Origin of the sequence: Streptomyces sp. NPDC001513, from assembly GCF_042894695.1 — a bacterium.
Classification (GTDB): domain Bacteria; phylum Actinomycetota; class Actinomycetes; order Streptomycetales; family Streptomycetaceae; genus Streptomyces.
On sequence record NZ_JBIAVU010000016.1, the window covers coordinates 122,633 to 143,172 of the forward strand.

Annotated in this window: 23 protein-coding genes and 1 pseudogene; 15 read left to right on the forward strand and 9 right to left on the reverse strand. The window is 70.9% G+C overall.

Annotation, left to right across the window (positions count from 1 at the left end; all coding sequences use genetic code 11):
- Positions 1 to 29: 29 nt before the first annotated feature.
- The gene (locus ACFYZ4_RS31805) at positions 30 to 563 is read right to left on the reverse strand and encodes a hypothetical protein (protein ID WP_384345539.1); all 534 of its coding nucleotides are present in this window, start codon (positions 561 to 563) and stop codon (positions 30 to 32) included.
- 107 nt (positions 564 to 670) lie between these two features.
- On the opposite strand from ACFYZ4_RS31805, the gene ACFYZ4_RS31810 reads away from it, so the two are divergent.
- The 5 genes from ACFYZ4_RS31810 (at position 671) to ACFYZ4_RS31830 (ending at position 4,571) form a co-directional block, all read left to right on the forward strand.
- The gene (locus ACFYZ4_RS31810; RefSeq protein ID WP_390785468.1) at positions 671 to 811 is read left to right on the forward strand and encodes a hypothetical protein; all 141 of its coding nucleotides are present in this window, start codon (positions 671 to 673) and stop codon (positions 809 to 811) included.
- Between the two features lie 73 nt (positions 812 to 884).
- Positions 885 to 1,496 carry a TetR/AcrR family transcriptional regulator gene (locus ACFYZ4_RS31815; protein WP_390785469.1) on the forward strand — a complete coding sequence of 204 codons (612 nt, stop codon included), beginning with the start codon at positions 885 to 887 and terminating at the stop codon, positions 1,494 to 1,496.
- A 96-nt stretch (positions 1,497 to 1,592) separates the two neighbouring features.
- The gene (locus ACFYZ4_RS31820) at positions 1,593 to 3,428 is read left to right on the forward strand and encodes a glycoside hydrolase family 15 protein (protein ID WP_351290815.1); all 1,836 of its coding nucleotides are present in this window, start codon (positions 1,593 to 1,595) and stop codon (positions 3,426 to 3,428) included.
- 40 nt (positions 3,429 to 3,468) lie between these two features.
- Positions 3,469 to 3,897, forward strand: a complete 429-nt coding sequence (locus tag ACFYZ4_RS31825; RefSeq protein ID WP_351290817.1) for a nitroreductase family deazaflavin-dependent oxidoreductase — start codon at positions 3,469 to 3,471, stop codon at positions 3,895 to 3,897.
- Positions 3,898 to 4,061: 164 nt separating this feature from the next.
- Positions 4,062 to 4,571 carry a hypothetical protein gene (locus ACFYZ4_RS31830; RefSeq protein WP_351290819.1) on the forward strand — a complete coding sequence of 170 codons (510 nt, stop codon included), beginning with the start codon at positions 4,062 to 4,064 and terminating at the stop codon, positions 4,569 to 4,571.
- A 24-nt stretch (positions 4,572 to 4,595) separates the two neighbouring features.
- Here the strand turns inward: ACFYZ4_RS31830 and ACFYZ4_RS31835 are convergent, their stop codons facing one another.
- The 3 genes from ACFYZ4_RS31835 to ACFYZ4_RS31845 are packed head-to-tail and all read right to left on the reverse strand — an operon-like array spanning position 4,596 to position 7,644.
- Positions 4,596 to 5,483: a glycosyltransferase gene (locus ACFYZ4_RS31835; RefSeq protein ID WP_351290821.1), complete on the reverse strand. Its 888-nt coding sequence runs from the start codon at positions 5,481 to 5,483 to the stop codon at positions 4,596 to 4,598.
- Positions 5,468 to 6,166 carry a DUF6071 family protein gene (locus tag ACFYZ4_RS31840; protein ID WP_390785470.1) on the reverse strand — a complete coding sequence of 233 codons (699 nt, stop codon included), beginning with the start codon at positions 6,164 to 6,166 and terminating at the stop codon, positions 5,468 to 5,470. Before ACFYZ4_RS31840 ends, ACFYZ4_RS31835 begins: the two co-directional genes overlap by 16 nt.
- 8 nt (positions 6,167 to 6,174) lie before the next feature.
- Positions 6,175 to 7,644, reverse strand: coding sequence for a carbamoyltransferase (locus tag ACFYZ4_RS31845; protein WP_390785471.1), 1,470 nt, complete (start codon positions 7,642 to 7,644; stop codon positions 6,175 to 6,177).
- 309 nt (positions 7,645 to 7,953) lie between these two features.
- On the opposite strand from ACFYZ4_RS31845, the gene ACFYZ4_RS31850 reads away from it, so the two are divergent.
- Genes ACFYZ4_RS31850 through ACFYZ4_RS31860 form a run of 3 tightly spaced genes read left to right on the forward strand, consistent with a single transcriptional unit; the run spans position 7,954 to position 11,226 of the window.
- Positions 7,954 to 9,177 (forward strand): glycosyltransferase, encoded by a 1,224-nt coding sequence (locus tag ACFYZ4_RS31850; protein ID WP_390785472.1) that lies wholly within the window; start codon positions 7,954 to 7,956, stop codon positions 9,175 to 9,177.
- Positions 9,174 to 10,292 (forward strand): polysaccharide pyruvyl transferase family protein, encoded by a 1,119-nt coding sequence (locus ACFYZ4_RS31855; protein WP_351290829.1) that lies wholly within the window; start codon positions 9,174 to 9,176, stop codon positions 10,290 to 10,292. The genes ACFYZ4_RS31850 and ACFYZ4_RS31855 overlap by 4 nt, the downstream gene beginning before the upstream one ends.
- Positions 10,293 to 10,317: 25 nt before the next feature.
- Positions 10,318 to 11,226 (forward strand): NAD(P)-dependent oxidoreductase, encoded by a 909-nt coding sequence (locus ACFYZ4_RS31860; RefSeq protein WP_351290831.1) that lies wholly within the window; start codon positions 10,318 to 10,320, stop codon positions 11,224 to 11,226.
- Positions 11,227 to 11,269: 43 nt separating this feature from the next.
- Here ACFYZ4_RS31860 and ACFYZ4_RS31865 read toward each other — a convergent pair whose 3' ends face one another.
- Together ACFYZ4_RS31865 and ACFYZ4_RS31870 are read right to left on the reverse strand one after the other, a co-directional pair.
- Entirely contained in the window at positions 11,270 to 11,923 is a 654-nt protein-coding gene (locus tag ACFYZ4_RS31865) for a DUF4232 domain-containing protein (RefSeq protein ID WP_351290925.1), read from the reverse strand.
- 1,022 nt (positions 11,924 to 12,945) lie between these two features.
- Positions 12,946 to 14,136: a hypothetical protein gene (locus tag ACFYZ4_RS31870; protein WP_390785473.1), complete on the reverse strand. Its 1,191-nt coding sequence runs from the start codon at positions 14,134 to 14,136 to the stop codon at positions 12,946 to 12,948.
- 78 nt (positions 14,137 to 14,214) lie between these two features.
- On the opposite strand from ACFYZ4_RS31870, the pseudogene ACFYZ4_RS31875 reads away from it, so the two are divergent.
- Positions 14,215 to 14,673, forward strand: a pseudogene (locus ACFYZ4_RS31875) (transposase); the annotation flags it as partial.
- Here the strand turns inward: ACFYZ4_RS31875 and ACFYZ4_RS31880 are convergent.
- Positions 14,661 to 15,458: an aminotransferase class IV gene (locus ACFYZ4_RS31880; RefSeq protein ID WP_390785474.1), complete on the reverse strand. Its 798-nt coding sequence runs from the start codon at positions 15,456 to 15,458 to the stop codon at positions 14,661 to 14,663. The pseudogene ACFYZ4_RS31875 and the gene ACFYZ4_RS31880 overlap by 13 nt on opposite strands.
- 69 nt (positions 15,459 to 15,527) lie before the next feature.
- A complete protein-coding gene (locus ACFYZ4_RS31885) occupies positions 15,528 to 15,938 on the reverse strand; it encodes an arsenate reductase ArsC (RefSeq protein WP_384345503.1) in 411 nt (136 codons plus the stop codon).
- Between the two features lie 78 nt (positions 15,939 to 16,016).
- On the opposite strand from ACFYZ4_RS31885, the gene ACFYZ4_RS31890 reads away from it, so the two are divergent.
- On the forward strand, positions 16,017 to 16,331 hold the full coding sequence (locus ACFYZ4_RS31890) for an ArsR/SmtB family transcription factor (RefSeq protein ID WP_390785475.1): 315 nt from the start codon (positions 16,017 to 16,019) through the stop codon (positions 16,329 to 16,331).
- Between the two features lie 41 nt (positions 16,332 to 16,372).
- Positions 16,373 to 17,134: an aquaporin gene (locus ACFYZ4_RS31895; protein ID WP_390785476.1), complete on the forward strand. Its 762-nt coding sequence runs from the start codon at positions 16,373 to 16,375 to the stop codon at positions 17,132 to 17,134.
- A gap of 55 nt (positions 17,135 to 17,189) precedes the next feature.
- On the opposite strand, the gene ACFYZ4_RS31900 is transcribed toward ACFYZ4_RS31895, so the two are convergent.
- Complete coding sequence (locus ACFYZ4_RS31900) at positions 17,190 to 17,834, reverse strand: CatB-related O-acetyltransferase (protein WP_390785477.1); 645 nt, start codon at positions 17,832 to 17,834, stop codon at positions 17,190 to 17,192.
- 223 nt (positions 17,835 to 18,057) lie between these two features.
- Here ACFYZ4_RS31900 and ACFYZ4_RS31905 point away from each other — a divergent pair, with 223 nt between their 5' ends.
- The 4 genes from ACFYZ4_RS31905 to ACFYZ4_RS31920 all read left to right on the forward strand — a co-directional run bounded on the left by ACFYZ4_RS31905 (position 18,058) and on the right by ACFYZ4_RS31920 (position 20,480).
- On the forward strand, positions 18,058 to 18,615 hold the full coding sequence (locus ACFYZ4_RS31905; RefSeq protein WP_390785478.1) for a DUF3291 domain-containing protein: 558 nt from the start codon (positions 18,058 to 18,060) through the stop codon (positions 18,613 to 18,615).
- 64 nt (positions 18,616 to 18,679) lie between these two features.
- Positions 18,680 to 19,102, forward strand: a complete 423-nt coding sequence (locus tag ACFYZ4_RS31910) for a hypothetical protein (RefSeq protein WP_390785479.1) — start codon at positions 18,680 to 18,682, stop codon at positions 19,100 to 19,102.
- A gap of 113 nt (positions 19,103 to 19,215) precedes the next feature.
- Entirely contained in the window at positions 19,216 to 20,265 is a 1,050-nt protein-coding gene (locus ACFYZ4_RS31915; RefSeq protein ID WP_390785480.1) for a sulfite exporter TauE/SafE family protein, read from the forward strand.
- Positions 20,262 to 20,480, forward strand: coding sequence for a heavy metal-associated domain-containing protein (locus tag ACFYZ4_RS31920; RefSeq protein WP_351290851.1), 219 nt, complete (start codon positions 20,262 to 20,264; stop codon positions 20,478 to 20,480). The genes ACFYZ4_RS31915 and ACFYZ4_RS31920 overlap by 4 nt, the downstream gene beginning before the upstream one ends.
- The last annotated feature ends 60 nt before the right edge of the window (positions 20,481 to 20,540 follow it).

The window sequence follows — 20,540 nt, forward strand, 5'->3', positions numbered from 1 at the left end:
CCGGACGGGACCGGGACGAGGCTCAGGTGTCAGCCGATCTCACCGACGTCCAGACCGATGGCCTGCCCGCCCTGTTCGACCGAGTCGGCGCGCACGGTGCCCTTGACCGTGCCCGAACGCACGGCACGGGCCCGGACCGCGGCCACGTAGCCGCGCACCTCCTTGACCGAGACTTCACCGGTCAGGTCGATGGCGGTCCCCGCCGTCGACTCGCCCTTGAAGACGATCGGCTGCCCGTAGATCGATTCCAGGGTGCGCCTCAGGGCGTCGACCAGCTCGACGGTCGAGGCGTCGCCCGGGTCGATCTCGTCCACGCCCTGGCCGTACTCGCTGAGCGCCTGCCGCAGCTGCCGCAGCTCCGGCTCCAGCTCCCCGGCGCGTTCCAGGTCCACGCGGAGCGGCGCCGCCTGCGGGCGCTCGAACAGCTCCCCGGGGAGCTCGACGGCTTCCGCTCTGCGTTCCCTGCGCTGCCTCAGCACCTCTCCGGCCTGGACATAGAGGAACTTGACCCCCTCGCTGAGCGCGAGTGCGCCGAGGGCCGCCAACGTGATGGGATCCGGCAAGAGTTCACTCCCTTTCGGATGGATGCGCCCATCCTCCCCCGCCCGCACCCCGGGCATGCCGAAACGTCCGAACGCGGCAGGGCGGCCTCGGCGTCGTCGAGGTACATGTGCACCCCGTTGTAGATCACGTCGCCGGCCACCACCAGGCCGAGGTCCGGCACGTGCAGCACCGCGCTGCCGTCGCGGTCCGCGTGCCCCACTTCGACGATGTCGAGGTCGTGTCCTTCGAGGCACGCCCGTGCGTATAGCGATCGCTTTACTTCACGAGATCCAGGCCACGCCCACCCCGTCGGATGTAAAGCGCTCGCTATACTTCCGGGTATGGGGGCATCGACATCAACCGCGGGGGCGGCCCGTGGCGGGCGCGGGGCGCGTGAGCGGATCCTGCGGGCCGCGGAGGAGCTCTTCTACACGCGCGGTATCCGTGCCACCGGTGTGGCGGCCCTCATGGAGGCCGCGCACGTCTCGCCCCGGACCTTCTACGCGCACTTCCCGACCAAGAACGCGCTGGTGGAGCAGTATCTCCGGCGATTCGAGTCGGAGAACCCGATCGCCGCTGAAGCGGAGCTGGACCGCGCCGACTTGGCCCCGGCCCGGCGACTGCTGGCGATCTTCACCCCGGTCGAGGGCGACGCGTCGACGCCCATCCGCGGATGCCCCTTCCACAACGCCGTCGTCGAAGGCGCCGGCGAGCTCCCGGAGGTCGCCCGCCTTGCGCAGCGGCACAAGCAGGCTTTCCGCGATCGCCTCGTGGCCGTCGCCGCGGAGGCCGGAGCGGCCGACCCGGAGGCCCTCGGCCGGCAACTCGCCGTGATCTTCGAAGGGGCGAATGCGCTGGCGGCGTCCTGCAACGACAACCGGGTGTTCTCCGATGCCCGGCGAGCCGCCGAGACGCTCCTGGCCGCTGCCCTGGGCCTCGCGTCCGGAGGGTGACCCGGGGCGGCCGGCAGACCCCGCCGCACCCAGCGGTCTAGCATGAAGAGCGAGACTTCATCCCCAGGCCCGGGCCACAGCGGCAGGGAGGCCGGTATGGCGTTCGACACGGCTGGTTTCGAGCAGGTGGACGGCGGCCGTTACATCCCCATCTCCGAGCACGGCCTGATCGGCGATCTCCGTACGACCGCCCTGGTCGGCACGAACGGCACCATCGACTGGTACTGCTGCCCGCGCTTCGATGCGCCCAGCGTCTTCGGGTCCATCCTCGACGCCGACCGCGGCGGGTCGTTCGAGTTGGCCGCCGAGGTCCCGAGCCGCACCAGACAGTTCTACTTCCCCGACACGAACGTGCTGATCACACGGTTCTTCGCCGCGGACGGGGTGGCGGAGATCCAGGACTTCATGCCCGTGGTCGACGAGTCGCGCGAGGCGGCCCGGCACCGGCTGATCCGGCGGGTGATCTGCGTCCGCGGAACCCTCCCGTTCAGAGCCCGGATCGCCCCCCGCTTCGGCTACGGCGCCGAAGCGCACACCGCGCACCTCGAAGGCCACACGGCGGTGTTCCGCTCCCCGTCGCTGACGCTCGCGCTGACCGCGACCGCCCCCCTGGAGAGCGACGGCCTGGACGTGTGGTCGCACTTCAAGCTCCTCGAAGGCGAGTCCCACGTCTTCGCCCTCGACCAGATCGGCGACGGCCTCCCACCCCGGTCGTGCCCGCGCGCCGAGGCGCAGGAGCAGGCCGAGGCGACCGTCCGGTTCTGGCGCCACTGGCTGGCCGGCTCCCGCTACCACGGGCGGTGGCGGGAGATGGTGAACCGCTCCGCGCTGGTGCTGAAGCTGCTCACCTACGCGCCCACCGGTGCGATCGTCGCCGCGCCGACCACCAGCCTGCCCGAGCAGATCGGCGGCGAGCGCAACTGGGACTACCGCTACGTCTGGGTCCGCGACGCCGCCTTCTGCGTCTACGCGATGCTGCGCCTGGGCTTCACCTCGGAGGCCGAGGCGTTCATGGGGTTCATCTCCGAGCGGGGCATCCTGCGGGGCACGGGGGAGACCGGCCCGTTGCAGATCATGTACGGCATCGACGGGCGCACCGACCTGCCCGAATACGAGCTTTCGCACCTGGAGGGATACCTCGGCTCCGCACCGGTCCGGGTGGGCAACGCCGCCACCGGCCAGCTCCAGCTGGACATCTACGGTGCCCTGATCGACTCGATCTACCTCTACGACAAGTGGGGGCAGCCGATCAGCAGCGACCGCTGGGACGAGGTCGGTGCCGTGGTGGACTGGCTGTGCGAGCACTGGGACCAGCCCGACGAGGGGGTGTGGGAGACCAGGGCGGGCCGGCGGAACTTCGTGTACTCGCGGCTGATGTGCTGGGTGGCGCTGGAACGGGCGATGCGCATGGCGAACCGCCGTGGTCTGCCGGCGGACCTGCCCCGCTGGCGGGAGTCCCGGGACGCGATCTACCGGCAGATCATGCGGCGCGGCTGGTCGACCGAGCGCGGTGCGTTCGTCCAGGGGCTGGACGACCACGTGCTGGACGCCTCGCTGCTGATGATGCCGATGGCCAAGTTCATCTCGCCCACCGACCCCAAGTGGCTCTCCACCCTGGACGCGCTCACCACGGACCTGGTCTCCGACTCGCTGGTGTACCGGTACGACCCGACCGCCAGCCCGGACGGCCTGCACGGCCCCGAGGGCACCTTCTCGATCTGCTCCTTCTGGTACGTGGAGGCGCTCGCCCGGGCAGGCCGGCTGGAGGAGGCCCGGCTCGCCTTCGAGAAGATGCTCACCTACGGCAACCACCTCGGGCTGTTCGCGGAGGAGATCGGGCCGACCGGAGAACAACTGGGCAACTTCCCGCAGGCCTTCACCCACCTCTCGCTGATCAGCGCCGCCTTCAACCTCGACCGCGCGCTGGGCTGACACGGCATCACCGCCGGGACGTGAACGACGGGAGTTCGACATGAGCGAAGAGCTCGACTGGAACGCGAAGACCATCGCGGAGTTCCGGGCGAACGAGGGCAGGGTCGGCGGGGCCTTCGAAGGCGCTCCGCTGGCCCTCGTCCATCACCGAGGCCGCAAGAGCGGGCAGGAGCGGGTCAGCCCGATGATGTACCTCCCGCACGACACCGACCCGGACGTCGTCTACGTCTTCGCGAGCAAGGCCGGAGCACCGACCGACCCGGACTGGTACCGCAACCTGATCGCCGCCGGTGAGGGCGCCGTCGAACGGGGCACCGAGACCTACCGGGTGACCGTCCGCGAGGTGACCGGCGCGGACCGCGACCGCATCTACGCCGAGCAGGCGGGGCGCTACCCCGGCTTCGCCGAGTACGCACGCAAGACCGCCGGCATCCGCGTCATTCCCGTGCTCGAACTCCGGCGGGCGTAGCCCACACCCTGCGGAGCGGGGAATCCCGTGCGGCTAATCTCGGCCATGGCGTGAATTGGTACTCACCGAAAGACCGAGGAAGTATGGCTACTCGTTTCTCCGCGGCGCGACGCCGTGGGAGAGGGCCCAGGCGCGCGCTGAGGGCGGCTCCGGCAGTACGGGCCGTGGTGGCCGTCGTCCTGGCAGCGGGTGCGCTCAGCGCCTGCGCCGCCGATGAGGAGGTTCTCCAGTACGGGACCGATTACGGCAATCACGAACCGCTGGGCGTCGTCGGCTATCCCACCTCCGACTCGCTCCGGATCACGCAGAAGCTGATCTGGCGGCTGTCCGACGGCCGGACCGACGAACTGGAGTCGCTCGCGGCCGATGCCGACGACGACGCGGTGAAGGGTGAGGTCGAGAAGACCGCGCAGAACTGGATCCAGGCCTTCGGGAAGGGGGCCGGGGGAAAGGTGACCGCGGAGTTCTACGACGAGGGGTCCGTGCGGCAGCTCGTCGTCGTGTACTTCCACGACACCGCACAGATCAAGGGGTTCTCGGTCCGCCTCACAGGCCCCACCGGGGAGGGCGGCTGGCGCGTGACCATGCGCGAGCCGGACCCGAAGGAGGTCGCGGTGGTTCCCGACTGGATTCCGAGGACACCCGGGGGCCTCGGCTCGAAGACACCACTGTGAGATGGCCCTGGATCCCGCGCCGGCTTACTGGGGGCACCACGTGTGGTGCTTCACCGCGCCTGCGAGGCGGCCGTAGTTCCAGGCCGCGTCGAACATCCAGCGCCCGCGCCCGGCGGCGGTGGCCAGGTGCGGCACGCGCAGGGCCAGGCGCGCCCAGGTCCGCGCCTCGCCGGCCAGGCTGCCCGGCGGGATCCCGAGGTGACGGTACTGGGCGTACAGCCGGGCGTAGGAGCGCCCGTAGCCGGACCGCTGCCTTGCCAGGGCGCGGAGGTCCCCGCGGAGCCGGTAGTGCATCACGGCGTCGGGTGCGTAGGTGAGGGAGCGGGAGGCGAGTTGGGCGCGCCAGCAGAACTCGACGTCGTCGTGGCTGCCGGTGTAGGCCTCGTCGAAGCCCCCGAGGTCGCGGTAGACGGATGTGCGGACACCGAGGTTCGCCCCGGTCGCGTAGGGCAGGAAGCGCATCGTCACGGGAAGGGAGTGGAGTTCCGGGTCACCGCGCCAGGCACGGACCGCCGGCGGGTTCAGACGCGTGAGATCCAGCCGTCCTCCCACCACGTCGGCCCGCCCGAGTGCTTCGACCATTCCGGAGATCCAGCCCGGGGCGGCCTCGTCGTCGCAGTCGCAGAACAGCACCACGTCGCCGGTCGCGGCCCGCACCCCCGTATTGCGGGCGTAGCCGATGCCCGCTCGGGCGTGGGCGTCGACGAGCCGGACGAAGGCGTGGCGCCCGGCCCAGCGCCGGGCGATCGCCGCGGTGGCGTCCGTGGAGCCGTTGTCGGCGACGAGCACCTCGTAGGGAGCGGCGAAGTCCTGCGCGACCAGGGCGGCGAGCTGGGCTTCGAGGTACGGGGCCGCGTTGCGGGCGGGGATCACCACGCTCGCCGTGGGCCGGGCCGTCATGCGGACAGCCATTTCTCGAGGGACGTGGCGAACCAGGCATGGCCCTCTTCGAGGGGGTGTCCGCCGGGGCCGCGGGCGAGACCGTCGGGCATTTCCAGGAACGAATGGCCGGGCCGGGGCGGCAGTCCGCCCCAGACCGTGTCCTCGCGCAGCATGCGGGTGAAGGGCCGGGCGAGGTCCGGAACCGTCCCGGTGAGCGGGAACGCGAAGGCGTACCGGGCGTGGAAGCCGCCTTGCCGGAGGAAGGCGTCCAGCAGTGCCCAGTCGAGGAAGAAGTTGGCGAGCTGGCCCTCCTCGGACCAGAGGTGATCGTAGAAGGCGCGGGACGGCTTGTGGCCGGCGTCCTGCCGCCAGGGGCCGATCCGCTGCCATCCGCGGTCGCCGGGCCCGTCGGCCGGTCCGGTGCGGACCTCCGGTTTCTCGCGGGGCGCATGGTATTCGTGACGCGAGGACTGGGTCCATGCCAGGAGCACCATGACCTCCTGCGGCCGGAGCCGGCGCTCGGCGCAGACGTCGGCGAGCCGGGCCGCGGTGCTTCTCACGACGCGCCGGTTGGACGAGCCGTCCCGCGCCAGGTTGAACACGTCGATCCCCAACGCTGTCCCCAGGAGGGTGGGCCACGCGTGGGACGCGGGATCGGGCAGTTCCTCGCCCCGGGTGCAGCTGCAGCCGTTGGTGACCAGAAGCTTGACCACGGGTGTCCTCAGTAGACGGGAAGGCCGGTGTGCCCGGTGAACCTGCGCACGTCGTCGGCGGAGTTCAACAGGGGTTCTCCTCTTCCGTTGAGACTCGTGTTGAGCAGGACCGGGCAGCCTGTACGCGATTCCCATTCCTCCAGCAGTGCGTACAGGCCGGGGTGCTGGGCCCGTTCCACCGTCTGGACCCGGCTCGTGCCGTCGTGGTGCACGATCGCCGGGTAGTCGGCCGGCGACCGGCACTGGGCGGTGAACTGCATGTACGGAGAGGCCGCCACCGGAAGATCGAACAACTCGTGGGCCCGTTCGGCCCTGACCACCGGCGCGAACGGGCGGAAGCGCTCCCGTCCTTTGATCTCGTTGACCTTGTCCTTCATTCCGGCCGGGCGGGGATCGGCGAGGATCGACCGGTTGCCCAATGCCCTCGGGCCGAACTCGCCCCGGCCGTTCGCCACGCCCACCAGACCGTTCGTGCCGAGCTCGCGCAGCAGCTCGGCCACGGGGTAGTCCCCTGCCAGGGGCGTGCCCAGGTACGGGCCCGGCCAGGCCAGCGTCTCGCCGCTCACGGCGGCCACGGCGCCGATGCTCGACCCCGCGTCACCCGGGGTGGGGAGGATCCAGACGCTGTCGAAGCCGGCCTCGCGCGCGAGCAGGCTGTTCGCCACGCAGTTGAGGGCGAGGCCGCCCGACAGGACCAGGTTGCGCGAACCGGTCTGCTGCCCGGCCCAGGTGGCGGCGCCGAGCAGCACGGTCTCCACGACGCGCTGCACGCTTGCCGCGAGGTCCGGGGCGGCGGCCCCGGGCAGCCAGTCGCCGATGCCGCGGTGGACGTTGCGCTTCAGCCGGAACGTCGGCGGGGTGAGTTCCACCAGGTCTTCCAGGATGGCGTCCACGTGCAGGGGCCGTCCGTAGGCGGCCATGCCCATGATGATGTACTCGTCCTCGTTCGGCCGGAATCCACAGCGCCGTGTGAAAGCGCTGTACAGCAGCCCGAGACTGTGGGGATACGACCGCCGGTGGAGGGTGGACAGAGGTCCGCCCCGGCGGGCGTGCCCGATCGTGAAGGTCCGGAACTCGCCGATGGAGTCCGCGACGACGACCGCCGCCTCCTCGAAGGAGCTGGTCGCGAAGCCGGCTGCCGCGTGGCTGCTGTGGTGGTCCGCGTAGGCGATCTCCGGGAGGGGGAACGGCAGGCGCAGGGCTGCCAGGTAGCGCCGGGGGAGGTCCGACGCGGATGCCGCGTGGTTCCATTGGCCCGCTCTGACATGGCGCAGCTTCTTCAGGAGGGGACGCTCGTACCAGGCGATCCGGTCCGGTGGGCCGAAGGCCGCCGCCTCGTCGAGCAGGTCCGCGTGCAGAAAGGGGTCGTTCCTCCTGCGGGAGTAGCGGTCGGAATGGCCTGCGAAGACGACCCGTCCGTCCTCGACGACGGCCAACGACGCGTCATGTGACAGGGCGGATATCCCCCAATAGCGCATGGCCCTCCCTTGAAACCGGGAACCCGCAACCTGGAACCCCGGACGGCTGCCTATTTGTACAGAAACGGGTCGTTCCGTCGCAGCTTTCGCCGACGCATCCTGCGCCGGAAGGGCTCGGTGATCCACGCCAGGAGTCTGCTCATCGGCACCTCCGCCTGAGTCCCCGGGACGGGCCTCCCTCCCCTACCCCATCGAACGTTCATCCATGCGCGCCCCAACGGCACCCGTCCGCCGCCGCGTGCGGTGTGTACAGCTCGCGGAGGGGCGGGGATACTCCTCCGGGGCCCACACGGAGGTGCAGCGTTTCCGATGCCGAGGCAACGATTTCTGCAAGGCCACCGCGGGCAGGGCGCGCTGCGCGTCGTGTACGTCACCAACCAGATTCCCCTGCCGGCCCACAGCGGAGGGCAGTTGCGCGAGGCGGAACTGCTGAAACGGATCGGCCGGACCGCCGATGTCGATCTGTTCGTCCTCACCGAGCACTACGACCGCGACGCCGCCAACGCCCCTCTGATGACATCGCTGTGCACCGGCGTATGGGTGCACGAGAGCACGACACCGCTCGGAGCGAGACCCCCCGGCACCGTCCCGGAGAGGGTGTGGCGGTACCAGTCACCCGCATTCGACGCCTGCCTGCGCGATGCCCTGGCGTCTCGTCACGCCGACATCGTGCACGTCGAGGGGTACTTCCTCGCCGAACACCTGCCCCGTGATCCGGCCCTGCCGGTGGTACTCGTCGAGGAGAACATCGAGTACCTGATCGACCGCCAGGTCCAGGCCGACGGCGGGCGGGACGCCGCCTCGTGGCAGGCCGCACGGGCCAGGGAGCTGCGCGCCTGGGCCGGGGCCTCGCTCGTGGGCGGCGTCTGCGAGGAGGACGTGGCGGTGATGGTACGGGACGTGCCGGACCTGCCGGTCGCCGTCATGCCCAACGGAACCGACCACCTGGCGCGCACCGCGTTCCCCCGCGAGCACAGGGCCGAGGGCCGGCACGTCGCCTTCATCGGGAACTACACCTGGGCTCCCACGCTCCAGGGGGCGTGGAGCCTCGTCCGGGAGATCTGGCCGCGGGTGCACGCGCGCATGCCGGCCGCCCGGCTGTCGCTCGTCGGTGCCGGGATGCCGGATGATCTCCGCGCCGCCGCGCCGGCGGCCGGAGGGGTCACCGTGGTCGGGGAAGTGGCCTCCGTCCTCCCGACGCTGGAAGCCGCCGACGTGTTCGTGTGCCCTGTGTGGACGGCCTCGGGAGTCAAGGTCAAGATGATCGAAGCCATGGCCGCCGGATGCCCGGTGGTCTGCTCCCGCCCGGCACTGCGGGGACTGCTCCCCGCGGCCCGGACGGCGGTGGCCGTCGCCGACGACCCCCGGAGCATGGCCGACGCCATCGTCGCGCTGCTCCAGGACCCGTACGGAAGACGGCGGCTGGCCGCTCGTGCGGTACGGGCACTGGACTCGCTGCCGACCTGGGACCAGGCGGCGGAGACCCTGCTCCGGAACTGGCTGTGCCTGTCGGCAGCGGGTTCGGTCCGATGAGGATCGCCCTGCTCACGCTGCACACTCCGCTGAACTTCGGGTCGGCGCTCCAGGCGTACGCGCTGTGCCGCATCCTGCGCGAGGACGGCCACGACGTCCGGCTGGTGGACTACCACCGACCCGGCGAGCGCGGTCTCGCCCTGGCCGGGAAACGCTTCACCGACGGGGACCACGTCCTGCCGGTGCGGCTGTGGAACGTCGTCGATCGCGGCAGGGAAGCCGCCGTGGCCCGCCGCCGCTTCGCCGCCTTCCAGCGCCGGACCACGCTGACGCGTCGCTACACCAGCCCGGAGCAACTGGCGGCTCGTCCCCCTGTGGCGGATGCCTACCTCACGGGCAGTGACCAGGTGTGGAACAGCCTCTACAACGGAGGCGTCGACCGTGCGCTGTACCTCGACTTCGGACCTCCCGCCCTCCGGAGGGTGTCCTACGCATCGAGCTTCGGCCTGGACGCGATCCCGGACGCGGAACGGGAGATCACGCGCACGCTGCTCGCCCGCTACACGGCCGTCTCGGTGCGCGAGCGCGGCGCGGTGGACATCGTGCGGGGGCTGGGCGTGACGGAGTGCACGCAGGTCCTGGACCCGACGCTGCTGTTGTCCGGCGGCCAATGGGCGGACATCGCGGAAGTCCGCCGTGGTGTGCCCGAACCCTACGTACTGCTCTACTCGGTGGAGGAGGACAGGATGGGGGAGGCGTTGCGGATCGCGCGACACGTGGCACGGCAGCACGGTCTCCCGGTCGTTCAGGTCACCTTCGGCGGTCGCCGCAGGAGGATCCGCGGAGTCGACCGGACGTCCTACTTCACCACCCCGCAGCAGTTCCTCGGCCTCTTCCGCGGGGCCGGCTACGTGGTCACCAGTTCCTTCCACGGAACCACCTTCTCCGTGAACTTCAACAAGCCCTTCGTGTCCGTCGCCCCACCGCTCTTCGCCTCACGGGCCGAGGACTTCCTGGCATCGGTGGGGCTGTCCGACCGCTTCGTCACGGACGGGAGCCGTGAACTGCCACCGCACGACATCGACTACGCCCCGGTCAACCGGGCACTCGACCACCTACGGAACCACTCGCGCCGCTACCTCAAGGCGGCGCTGCCGGAGCCGGCACGGAACTGAGCCGGGGGAGAGGAGCACGGAAAGCATGGGACGGATCCTCGTCACCGGAAGCCGAGGTCTCATCGGATCCGCGCTGGCCAGAGCCCTGACCCGGGCCGGCCACGAGCCCGTGCCCTACGATCTGGCGGCTGACCGCCGTCAGGACGTCACCGATCCGCGTGCGCTGAGCGAGGCCGTGGCGGGCTGCTCGGGCATCGTGCACCTCGCCGGCGTCTCACGGGTCGTCTGGGGGGAGCGCGACCCGGCCCGCTGCCGACGGGTCAATGTCGACGGCACCCGCAACGTGCTGACCGCGGCGGCGAACGAAGCGGGCACGCCACCGTGGGTGCTGTTCGGAAGCAGCCGCGAGGTGTACGGCCAGGCCGCTCGTCTCCCCGTACTCGAGTCGGCTCGGCACGCTCCGCTCAACTGCTACGCCCACTCGAAAGCGGAGGCGGAGTCCCTGGTGCGAGCCGCACGCGCGTCGGGGCTGAGCGCCTCCGTCGTGCGGTTCTCCAGCGTGTACGGGTCGACGGCCGACCACACCGACCGCGTCGCCCCCGCCTTCGCCCGACTGGCGTCGCAGGGCACCACGCTCCGGGTGGACGGCGGCGACACCACCCTGGACTTCACGCACCTGGACGACGTGGTGGGCGCCCTCGTGCGGATGACCGAGATCCTCTCCGCGGGCGACCGCCTGCCGACGCTGCACCTGGTCTCGGGCGACGGGACCAGGCTGGCCGAACTGGCGCACTTCGCCGTGGCCACCGCGGGCGGTGGCCGGGTGACCCTGGGCCGGCCCCGCACCTACGACGTCGAGAGGTTCGTCGGAGACCCGGACAGGGCCGAACGCGTCCTCGGATGGAAGGCGCGGGTGGGTATCGAGGAGGGCATGCGACGGCTGATCGAGGCCTTCGCGACTCCTGGCGGGTCCGGACCGGGGGAGAGCCGGTAACCCGGGGACCCCGACCCGTACGCGTACCCGTAGCCGTACCGGGCTACTTGGAGGGGACGGCGTCCTTCGGGGAGGTGTGCCAGTTGGTGACGACCGGCTTGTCGACGGTGATGGTGGCGACCGGGAGGGAGACCGGGTCGGGGTCGTTGGCGCCCACGGCGACGATGATGCTGTCCAGTTCCTTGCCGCCGTTCGCGCTGGTGGTCTTCGGGTTCACCCCGGCGTAGGCGGTGGTGTTCCCGCTCAGCGTGATCTGCTTGCCGACGACCTGTTCCGCGGGACCGGCCTCCGTGCCGTCCGAACCGAAGGCGACGACGGGAAGGGCGGCGGGCAGGACACAGGTGATCCCGGGCTTCGCCTTCGCGGTGATCAGGATGTATCCGCCGGCCTGGGTCTCGGACTTGGTGCTCCAGGAGATGTCGTTGGCGCCGCAGACCTGCCCGACCGGCTTCCGCTCGCCGTCGCCGGTGTCGGCCCCGGAGCCGGCCCCGTCCTTGGTGCCCTTGGCGGTCGCGGTCGGCGAGCCGGACGGGGCGGCCGCGCCGGCGGACGCAGTGGCGGGCGCGGAACCCTGCGTGCCGCCGGCGCCCGGGGCCGCGTCCGAAGCCGCGTCCGTGTCCTGGCATGCCGTCAGCAGCATCGCTCCGCCCATGAGGGCCGCGGTGACGAGGAAAGCCTTACGACGGTTGCCAGACATGAGATGAGTCCCCTTTTGAGGTCCGTGGTCGCGGCCGGAGCGGTTCGGCTCCGGTACTGCTCGATCACTATGAGGGGACCGCGAGCCGCGGGGATACCGGCGTCTTCGTTCCAGGACAACGCTGTCGCAGATCGGTGACATGATCGCGACGAGCGCCGTCGGCTGGCCCCAGCCGTAGAGGCCGGGGGCTGCGGATGTGGCGCCGGTTGAGCGCGACGAGAACCAGGGGCGCGACGAGGTACAGCTTCGTGGTCTCTCTCCTGCGCGCCGGACCCGTGCCGGACGCCGACGAGATGATGTCAGCCGCCCGTGGAACGCCTTCACCGCGGGCCTGTGATCCCGGGCGAACGGCGACATGGGCAGACCCGACGCGCGCCGGTGCCGGCCTCGGTGGGTGTGTGGCCGCCGAAGGTCGTCGAGGACTTCGTCAAGTAGCCGGCACCGGGGCGTGCGGGGCGTGCCGGGGCGCGCCTTGAGAGACGGGCCCGGCCGCCCCGGCGGCCCCCGCCGACCAGGCCGCGGGAGATCGCCGAAGGCATCGACGGGCTCCACCGGCGTGGGTGGCACGGCGTCGGGCGCGGGCGGCGCCCACGCCAGGACGGAGTTGAGCGCGTGCAGATCACACACCCAGTCCAGCAGCTCGTGCCCGCCCGTTTCTCCGACCGACACCACGACACCACCCCTCACCTGGTCACCAGGGTTCCGAGGCTACGGATGCCGGGCTAGTGAAACTCGTAGGGACGGGAGCCGGCGGCCGGGGGACGGACCGGCCTAAGGCCTGTCTGATAACTGATCTTGTGGCAGGTCGAGGTGAGTTGCCGCAGGTGGATGGGCGTGACCTGCCCGAGAGATATGGGCCGTGGCAGACCGTCTGGTCGTACGCCGCCGCGGACGACCACGGAGTCGTCGAAATCCGGGATGAAGAGTGACATGGCGGCTCCTGGTGCTCCTGGTGCGCGGATGGCGGAACACCCCAGTCGATCCCCCCAGGGCGCGCCGCGCACGCCCCGGACGGCCGTGTGTCAGCTCGGGCGCTCGTAGTTGGTCAGGACGCAGCCCTCGACCTGGGCCTTCTCCAGCCGGTAGCCGGCCGGCGCGGTGAAGCCGGTCTCGCAGTTCAGGTACAGGAACTGGAGCTGGTGCAGCCCGCGGCGGACGTTCGCGTTGTTGGTCTCCACGGCGATGTTCGTGCCGACCAGCAGCTTGCTCGCAGTGGCCTTGAGGCGCCCGTCGTCCTTCAGGTCGGCCAGCTGTGCCGCCTTGGCCTTGGTCTGGAGGGTCTTCATGTCGGAGACGGTGTCCAGCCAGTTCAGGTTGTGCGCGCGCTGCTCTCCGCCGAGCTGGCCGCAGACCGCTCGCTGCTTGACGCCCCAGGCGCTCGCGGGGCCGTCGACGACCGGCATGTAGTCGATCGACTGTACCTGCTCGTCGGTGACCTTCATGCTCGTGCAGTCGACCGTGTGCGGGCTGACGAGCTGCTTCAGCTCGGCGATGCTGCCGGCGCTCGGCAGGCCCAGGCTGCCGGTGGAAGGCTGGCCCGGCTTCGCCGCTCCCTCGGTGGAGGGGTCGCGGACCGCCCCGCGGTGGGGACTGCCCTGGCCGTCGGGGCTGTTGACGTAGTCGGTGAGGAAGCAGCCCTCGACCAGGGCCTTCTCCTTCTTGAACCCCTCCGGGACGAAGACGTCGGGGTTGCAGCTCAGGATGCGCAGGTCGGAGTTGGGCGGGTCGACCAGGGACACGGCGGTGGCGGTCTTGAGCGCGGTCAGGGCGAAGGTCTTGCCCACGACCGTGCGGCTGGCGAGGTCGGTGTCGCCCCGGCCCTCGGCTAGCAGCTTCGCGGCGTGGTCCTTGGCGGCCTGCTGGAAGGCCTTCATGTCCGGGGTCAGGAAGAGGACGATCTCGCCCCGCGCCTTCTTGTCCGTGCAGACGCCGCGCTCCGTGATGCCCCAGTCCCCGGCGCCGATGAACCCGCTCAGCGGCACCCGGCTGTCGTTCGGGTCGGTGCTGAGGTTCTCGCAGGACGTGTACTGCTGTACGTGGGCCTGCGCCCCGGCCAGCGTGGCGGCCGTGGGGGAGGCGGGGGCGGCGCCCGGAGCGCTCGCGGAGGGGCTCGCGGCGGGCGGGCCCGGCTTGGGGGAGTCCTCGCAGGCGGTGGCGAGGGTGGTGAGCGCGGCGAGGGCCGCGGTCGCGGCGGATATCCGCTGGAGGCGCATGGGTGTCTTCCGTCGGCTGGACACGGCACGGGGGGATGGCGTGCCCATGCTAAGGCCACCTGTCTGGAAATTGATCTTGTGGCAGGTCGAGGTGAGTTGACGGAGGCGGCGTGGGAGTGGATGGAGCCCTTGTTGCCGCAGGTGGATGGGCGTGGTCGGCCGTGGCGTGATCACCGGCAGGTGGTCAATGGTGTGCTGTGGCGTTTGGACCGGGGCTCCGTGGCGTGACCTGCCCGAGCGGTATGGGCCGTGGCAGACCGTCTATTGCGGCGTCGGGGCATCGCCGTCACGATCCCCGAGCGCCGCGACCAAACAGCCAACCGCCGGCGCCGAGGGTGCCTCGGCGGCCGGCCGCCCGCCTTCGACAAGGAGCTCTACCGCGACCGCAACGTGGTCGAACGATGCTTCGCACGCCTCACGCAGTTCCGCGCGATCGCGACGAGATTCGACAAGCTTGCCGACCGCTACCGTGCCGGCGTCGTCCTGGCCTCGCTGATCCTCTGGCTCCGCGAACCAGCCCGTGATCATTTGTCAGACACTGCCCAGAGCCGTTCCAGCGGCACGCCCGCGTACGCCTCCCGCAGCGCGGTGACCACGGGGTCGTCGGTGCGGAAGACGACATCGTCCACCGACGCCACCGAGCGCACCCCGATGGCGGTGTTCGTGGCGAACGCGGCCCGCATCGACCGCAGCAGACGGTCCGTCACCGGCGCGGTGACATGCCGGCCGTGCGCCGACCGGAGCAGCCGCATCGTGACCCCCTGCAGTACGTCGGCCTCGGGCCACACCACGGTCCCGGCCGCGTCCACGAAACCCACGTTCCAGGTGCAGCCCTCGGAGACCAGCCCGTCGGCACCGGTGAACAGCACGTCGTCGAACCCGGCGAGCCGCGCCGCACGCCGCAGCCGCAGCTGCCCGAAGAGTGCCACGTGCTTCACCGCGGGCGCGTCACGGTGGTACGTGAGCCGCTGCACCCGCAGCGGGCCCCCGGCGCCACCCGCGGGCCGCGTGGTCACCAGTACGCAGGGCGAGGCTTCCCGCTCCGGGGCCGCGAGGTCCAGCCCCGGAGAGAACACCGTGACGCGGGCGGTGCACCGTCCGGCGAACCCGCGCACTTCCCGCCGTACGCACTCCCGCACCCAGTCGGGATCCAGCTCGGCGCCGAAGACCGTACGGCAGTCACCGACCAGCCGGTCGAGGTGCAGCGCGAGCCCGCGTACCGCACCGTCCTCCACGACCATGGTGGTGAAGTGCCCGTAATTGGTGAGCGCCAGGGCCTGCAGGTCGGCGATGCCGACGGGGGACCCGTTCAAGGTAGCCATGCCCGCAGTCTGCCGCCGCAGGCCTGGTGAATCGCCCAGGTTGCACGGCGCAGCGCAGCGCCGCCGACCCTACTTGGCGTCGATCTCGGCGATCAGGCCCTCGACGAGGCCCTGGATCTCGTCGCGGATGGGGCGGACGGCCTCGACGCCCTGTCCGGCCGGGTCCTCGAGCTGCCAGTCGAGGTAGGTCTTCCCGGGGAAGTACGGGCAGGCGTCGCCGCAGCCCATCGTGATGATGTAGTCGGAGGCCTGGGCGGCCTCGGGGGTGAGGACCTTCGGCTTCTGGTCGGAGATGTCGATGCCCAGCTCGGCCATGGCGGCGACGGCCGAAGGGTTGATCTGCTCGCCGGGCACGGAGCCGGCGGAGCGGACCTCGACGCGGTCGCCCGCGAGGTGGCGCAGGAACCCGGCCGCCATCTGGGAGCGGCCCGCGTTGTGGATGCAGACGAACAGGACGGAGGCTGCTGGGGTGGAGGGCATCTGTTCTTCCCTTGGTTCTTGCTTGGGCGAGGTGACCGATAGGTGACCGAGAGGCGACCGATGTGAAAGTATCAGCAGATGCTGACATCAGTCGACACTGATCTGATGCGGGTGCTGGCCGACCCGCTCAGGCTCCGGATCGTGACCCTGCTCGCCCACGAGACGCTCTGCACCACCCACCTCGTGGAAGAGACGGGGGCCAAGCAGACGAACCTCTCCAACCACATGAGGGTGCTGCGGGAGGCCGGGGTCGTGGACACCGAGCCGTGCGGGAGGTTCACCTACTACCGCCTGCGCCCGGAGGTCATCGAAGCCCTCGCCGGCCGGTTCGCCGCCCTGGCCCAGACCGCCCGCGTCACCGCCGAAGCGAACCTCAAGCGCTCCTGCCCGTAGCTTTCGCACTCCGCCTCACCTGCCCCCGAGGAGAACCAGCCGTGACCGCAACCCAGCCCGTCGGCACCCCGATACCCGCCGACGTGCCCCAGCCCGCGCCCGGCGCGACCCCGCCCCGCTCCCCGCTGATCGCCCGCGCCGCCGCCGAGCTGGTCGGCACCGCGGCCCTCGTGGCGGTCGTCGTCGGCTCGGGCATCCAGGCCACGCAGCTCACCCAGGACGTGGCCCTGCAACTGCTGGCCAACTCCACCGCCACGGTCTTCGGGCTCGGCGTCCTCATCGCGCTCCTCGGCCCGGTCTCCGGCGCCCACTTCAACCCGGCCGTCACGGTGGCCGAGTGGTGGACCGCCCGCCGCGGCGGCTCCGGCGTCACCGCCCGCGAACTGGCCGTGTACGTGCCCTCGCAGATCCTCGGCGCGATCGCGGGCGCGATCCTGGCGGACGCGATGTTCGGCGAGCCGCTGGTCAAGTGGTCCACCCACGACCGCTCCGCCGGGAACCTCCTCCTCGGCGAGGTCGTCGCGACGGCCGGCCTGATCCTGCTCATCTTCGGCCTGGCGCGCACCGACCGCCTGCGCTTCGCCCCGATCGCGGTGGCCTCGTACATCGGCGCCGCGTACTGGTTCACCTCCTCCACCTCCTTCGCCAACCCGGCCGTCACCATCGGCCGCGCCTTCACCGACACGTTCGCGGGCATCGCCCCGGCCTCGGTGCCCGGTTTCATCGGCATGCAGCTCGTGGGCGTCGTGCTGGGCCTGGCCCTGGTGGCGGTCATCTTCGTACGGCGTCGCCAGACGACCTAGTGCCGTATCCGACAACGTTCGCCTTGTCCCAGGGTGATGTTCGTGAGGGGGCGGTTCAGGTTCGGGGCGCGATTTCTTCGAGGTCGTCGATGGTGCCGGACATGACGGCCCGGATGTGTTCGGTGAGGTGTTCTGCGGGCCAGTCCCACCAGGCGAGGGCGAGCAGGCGGGCGATCTCGTCGTCGTTGTAGCGGGTGCGGATGAGTCCGGCCGGGTTGCCGCCGACGATGCCGTAGTCGGGTACGTCGTCCACGACGACCGCGCCGGAGGCGATGATCGCGCCGTGCCCGATGCGTACTCCGGGCATGACCATGGTGTGGTAGCCAAACCAGACGTCGTTGCCGACGACGGTGTCGCCCCTGCCCGGCAGGCCGGCGAGCAGGTCGAAGTGCTCGCTCCAGGAGCCGCCCATGATGGGGAAGGGGAAGGTCGAGGGGCCGTCCATCCGGTGGTTGGCGCCGTTCATGATGAACCGCACCCCAGTGCCCAGCGCGCAGAACTTCCCGATGACCAGTCTCTCGGGCCCGTAGTGGTAGAGGACGTTGCGGGTCTCGAACGCGGTCGGATCGTCGGGGTCGTCGTAGTAGGAGTACTCCCCGACCTCGATCAGCGGCGAAGTCACCAGAGGCTTGAGCAGGACCACCCGCGGCTGGTCGGGAAACGGGTGGAGCACCGTCGGGTCCGCAGGAAGGCGGTTCATGGGAGTCGCTCTCGGTCGGCAGCAGCGGTCGAATGCCCCCATTCTGCGCATGACGCACGGCCACTCCGACGCCATGCCGCCAACTTCCCGCCCCGGGGCTCGCACGCTGCAAGAGGCCACTTGGACAGGGAAAACGCAACTTCGACACGGCCCGCAGAGGCAGCTACCTTCACCTGGTCCTCGGCGATCGCCCACGGTCGCACAGGAGTTCCCAGGGAGACGCATGCCCCATCTTGCTCTGTACACATTCGGCGTCCTGAAGTTACCTCTCGCCGATCCCGCACCCCTCACGCGCGAGTTCTACGACACGGGTGAGGCCGTCTACCGGAAGATCGGTCAGCACCCCGGATACCTGGGGCGTGCCGAACCGGCAGGCACTGACCGGGGCATGCTCTTCGGGGCGGACTGGGGCGCATGGGGAGAGTTCGCCGTACCGACCTGGTACGACAAAGGCCGTACGGTGGACACCACCGCCCTGGCCACGACCCTCTCCCTCTGGACCGACCTGCGCCCCGCCTTCGACGCCGTCTACACCGGTCTGCACCGTGAGGCGCTGAACAGGCGTTACGACTGGTTCGAGAGGACCGGGCAGCCGAATTACGTGTGCTGGTGGGTCTCCGACGGCGTGATACCCACCTGGCAGGACGGGGTTTCCAGGCTGGAACACCTCCACGACCACGCCTCCGCGCCGCACGCCTTCACCTTCCACCACTCGTTCGCCCCGGACGGAACTCCGACCAGCATCAAAGACACCGGGCCGAAGAGCGATCACGTTCACTGACACGGAAGCCGGCACTGGGTTCGCCGGGGCGAACGCCGCCTGGTACGGCACTAGGATCACGGGCATGCCCATCCGTTCGGCCCGGCGTCCGCAGCCGGCGCTCACCGCCCTCCTGGCCGGTGTCCTGCTGCTGTGCGCGTACTTGATGGCAGGGCCCGGCCATGCGGACATGATGCGGCGCATGCCCGCCGCGACGGACGGCATGGTCACCGGTTCGGGCATGCCCGCGATGGCGAACGGCTCGGGCCCTTCGCACGGGTCCGTCATCGTCTCGGATACGGGCGGTGACAGCTGCCCGGCGATGGCCATGGAATGCCCGCTGGCCTCCGCCCAGTCCCCGGCTCCCGTGGTCTTCGCCGGCCCCGGCGCCGCCCTCGGAGCGGAGGCGCCCGTGGGCGCCGCGCGGTCGGCGCGGCCCGCGCGCGTCTCCTGTGCCTGGCCGCGGGCCCCGGATCCCGTCGCACTCCTCTGCGTAAGCCGGACCTGAGCAGCCCGGCCACCCGCCCCGTGCCTTGAGGAATCCTCACGGACCCTTGGCCGGCGGGTGTCCTGCCATGTCCTCACTCCGGCTTCCCCTTTCGCAGAGGAGAGCTCTTCTCCATGGCTTCCACCAGCACCCTCTTTCTCGCCGGTGTCACCACCGGTCTCTTCGCGGGCGGCGCCTCCTGCGCCGCCGTCCAGGGCGGTCTCCTCGCCGGCGCCGTCGGCCGCCGCACCACCGCATGGCCGGCCGAAGCGCGGGAGCGCAGCGGGCTGTTCGCGCCCGTGACCGCGTTCCTCGGCGCCAAACTCGCCTCCCATGCCCTGCTCGGGGCCCTACTCGGGCTCGTCGGCGCCGCCGTCCAGCCCGGCCCGCAAGCCCGCGCGATCCTGCTCGTCGCCAGTGCCGTCCTGATGGTGGTGTTCGCGCTCGACATGCTCGGCGTCCGGGCCGTGCGGTACCTGGTGCCGCGGCTGCCCGCCTCGTGGGGGCGACGGGTGCGCCGCTCGGCGAAGTCCACCGCCGTCACCACCCCGGCCGTCCTCGGCTTCCTGACCGTCCTGATTCCCTGCGGGGTGACCTTGAGCGTGGAGCTGATCGCCGTCACCTCCGGCTCCCCGTACGCCGGGGCGGCGGTCATGGCCGGCTTCGTCCTGGGCACCGGACCGCTCTTCGCCGTCCTCGGCTTCTTCCTGCGCTCGGCCGCCAAGCTGTGGCAGGGCCGCCTCACGTGGGTCACCGGCGTCGTCGTCCTGCTCGTCGCCCTGTGGACCCTCGGATCAGGACTGCGTCTGGGCGGCTGGTGGCCCACAGCCACCCCGCAAGCGGTCGCCGCGAGCGTTCCCGCGGAGACGGTACGGACGGCCCCCGACGGCACGCAGACGATCACCGTCCAGGCCCGCACCAACTCCTACACCCCTGCCGCCGTCAGCGCCCGGGCCGGGGTGCCCACCAAGCTCGTCGTCGCCACACACGGCACGAACGGCTGCGTCCGCTCCTTCGTCGTCCCCGACCGAGGCGTCCAGGAAGTCCTGCCCGTCACCGGCGAAACCGTCATCGACCTCGGCACTCCCAAGACCGGCACCCTGTCCTTCACCTGCGGCATGGGCATGTACGGCGGCCGGATCACCTTCCACCACCCCGACCAGACCCCGGAGGCCGCCAAGTGAGCACCACCCGCATGACCTTCGCCATCACCGGCATGCACTGCAACAGCTGCGGCCTGCTCATCGACGACGAAGTCGAGGAACTCCCCGGCGTCACCGCCAGCACCACCGACGTACGCACCGAACGCACCGTGGTCGAGTGCGCGACGCCCGTGGACCCGGATCAGGTGATCGCCGCCATCACCGAAGCCGGATACCAGGGCCGCCACCTCGGCTGAACCTCCCAGGGCCTCGTCCGGCTCGGCAGGCCGGCCGCGGCCGTCGGGGTCCTCTACTCG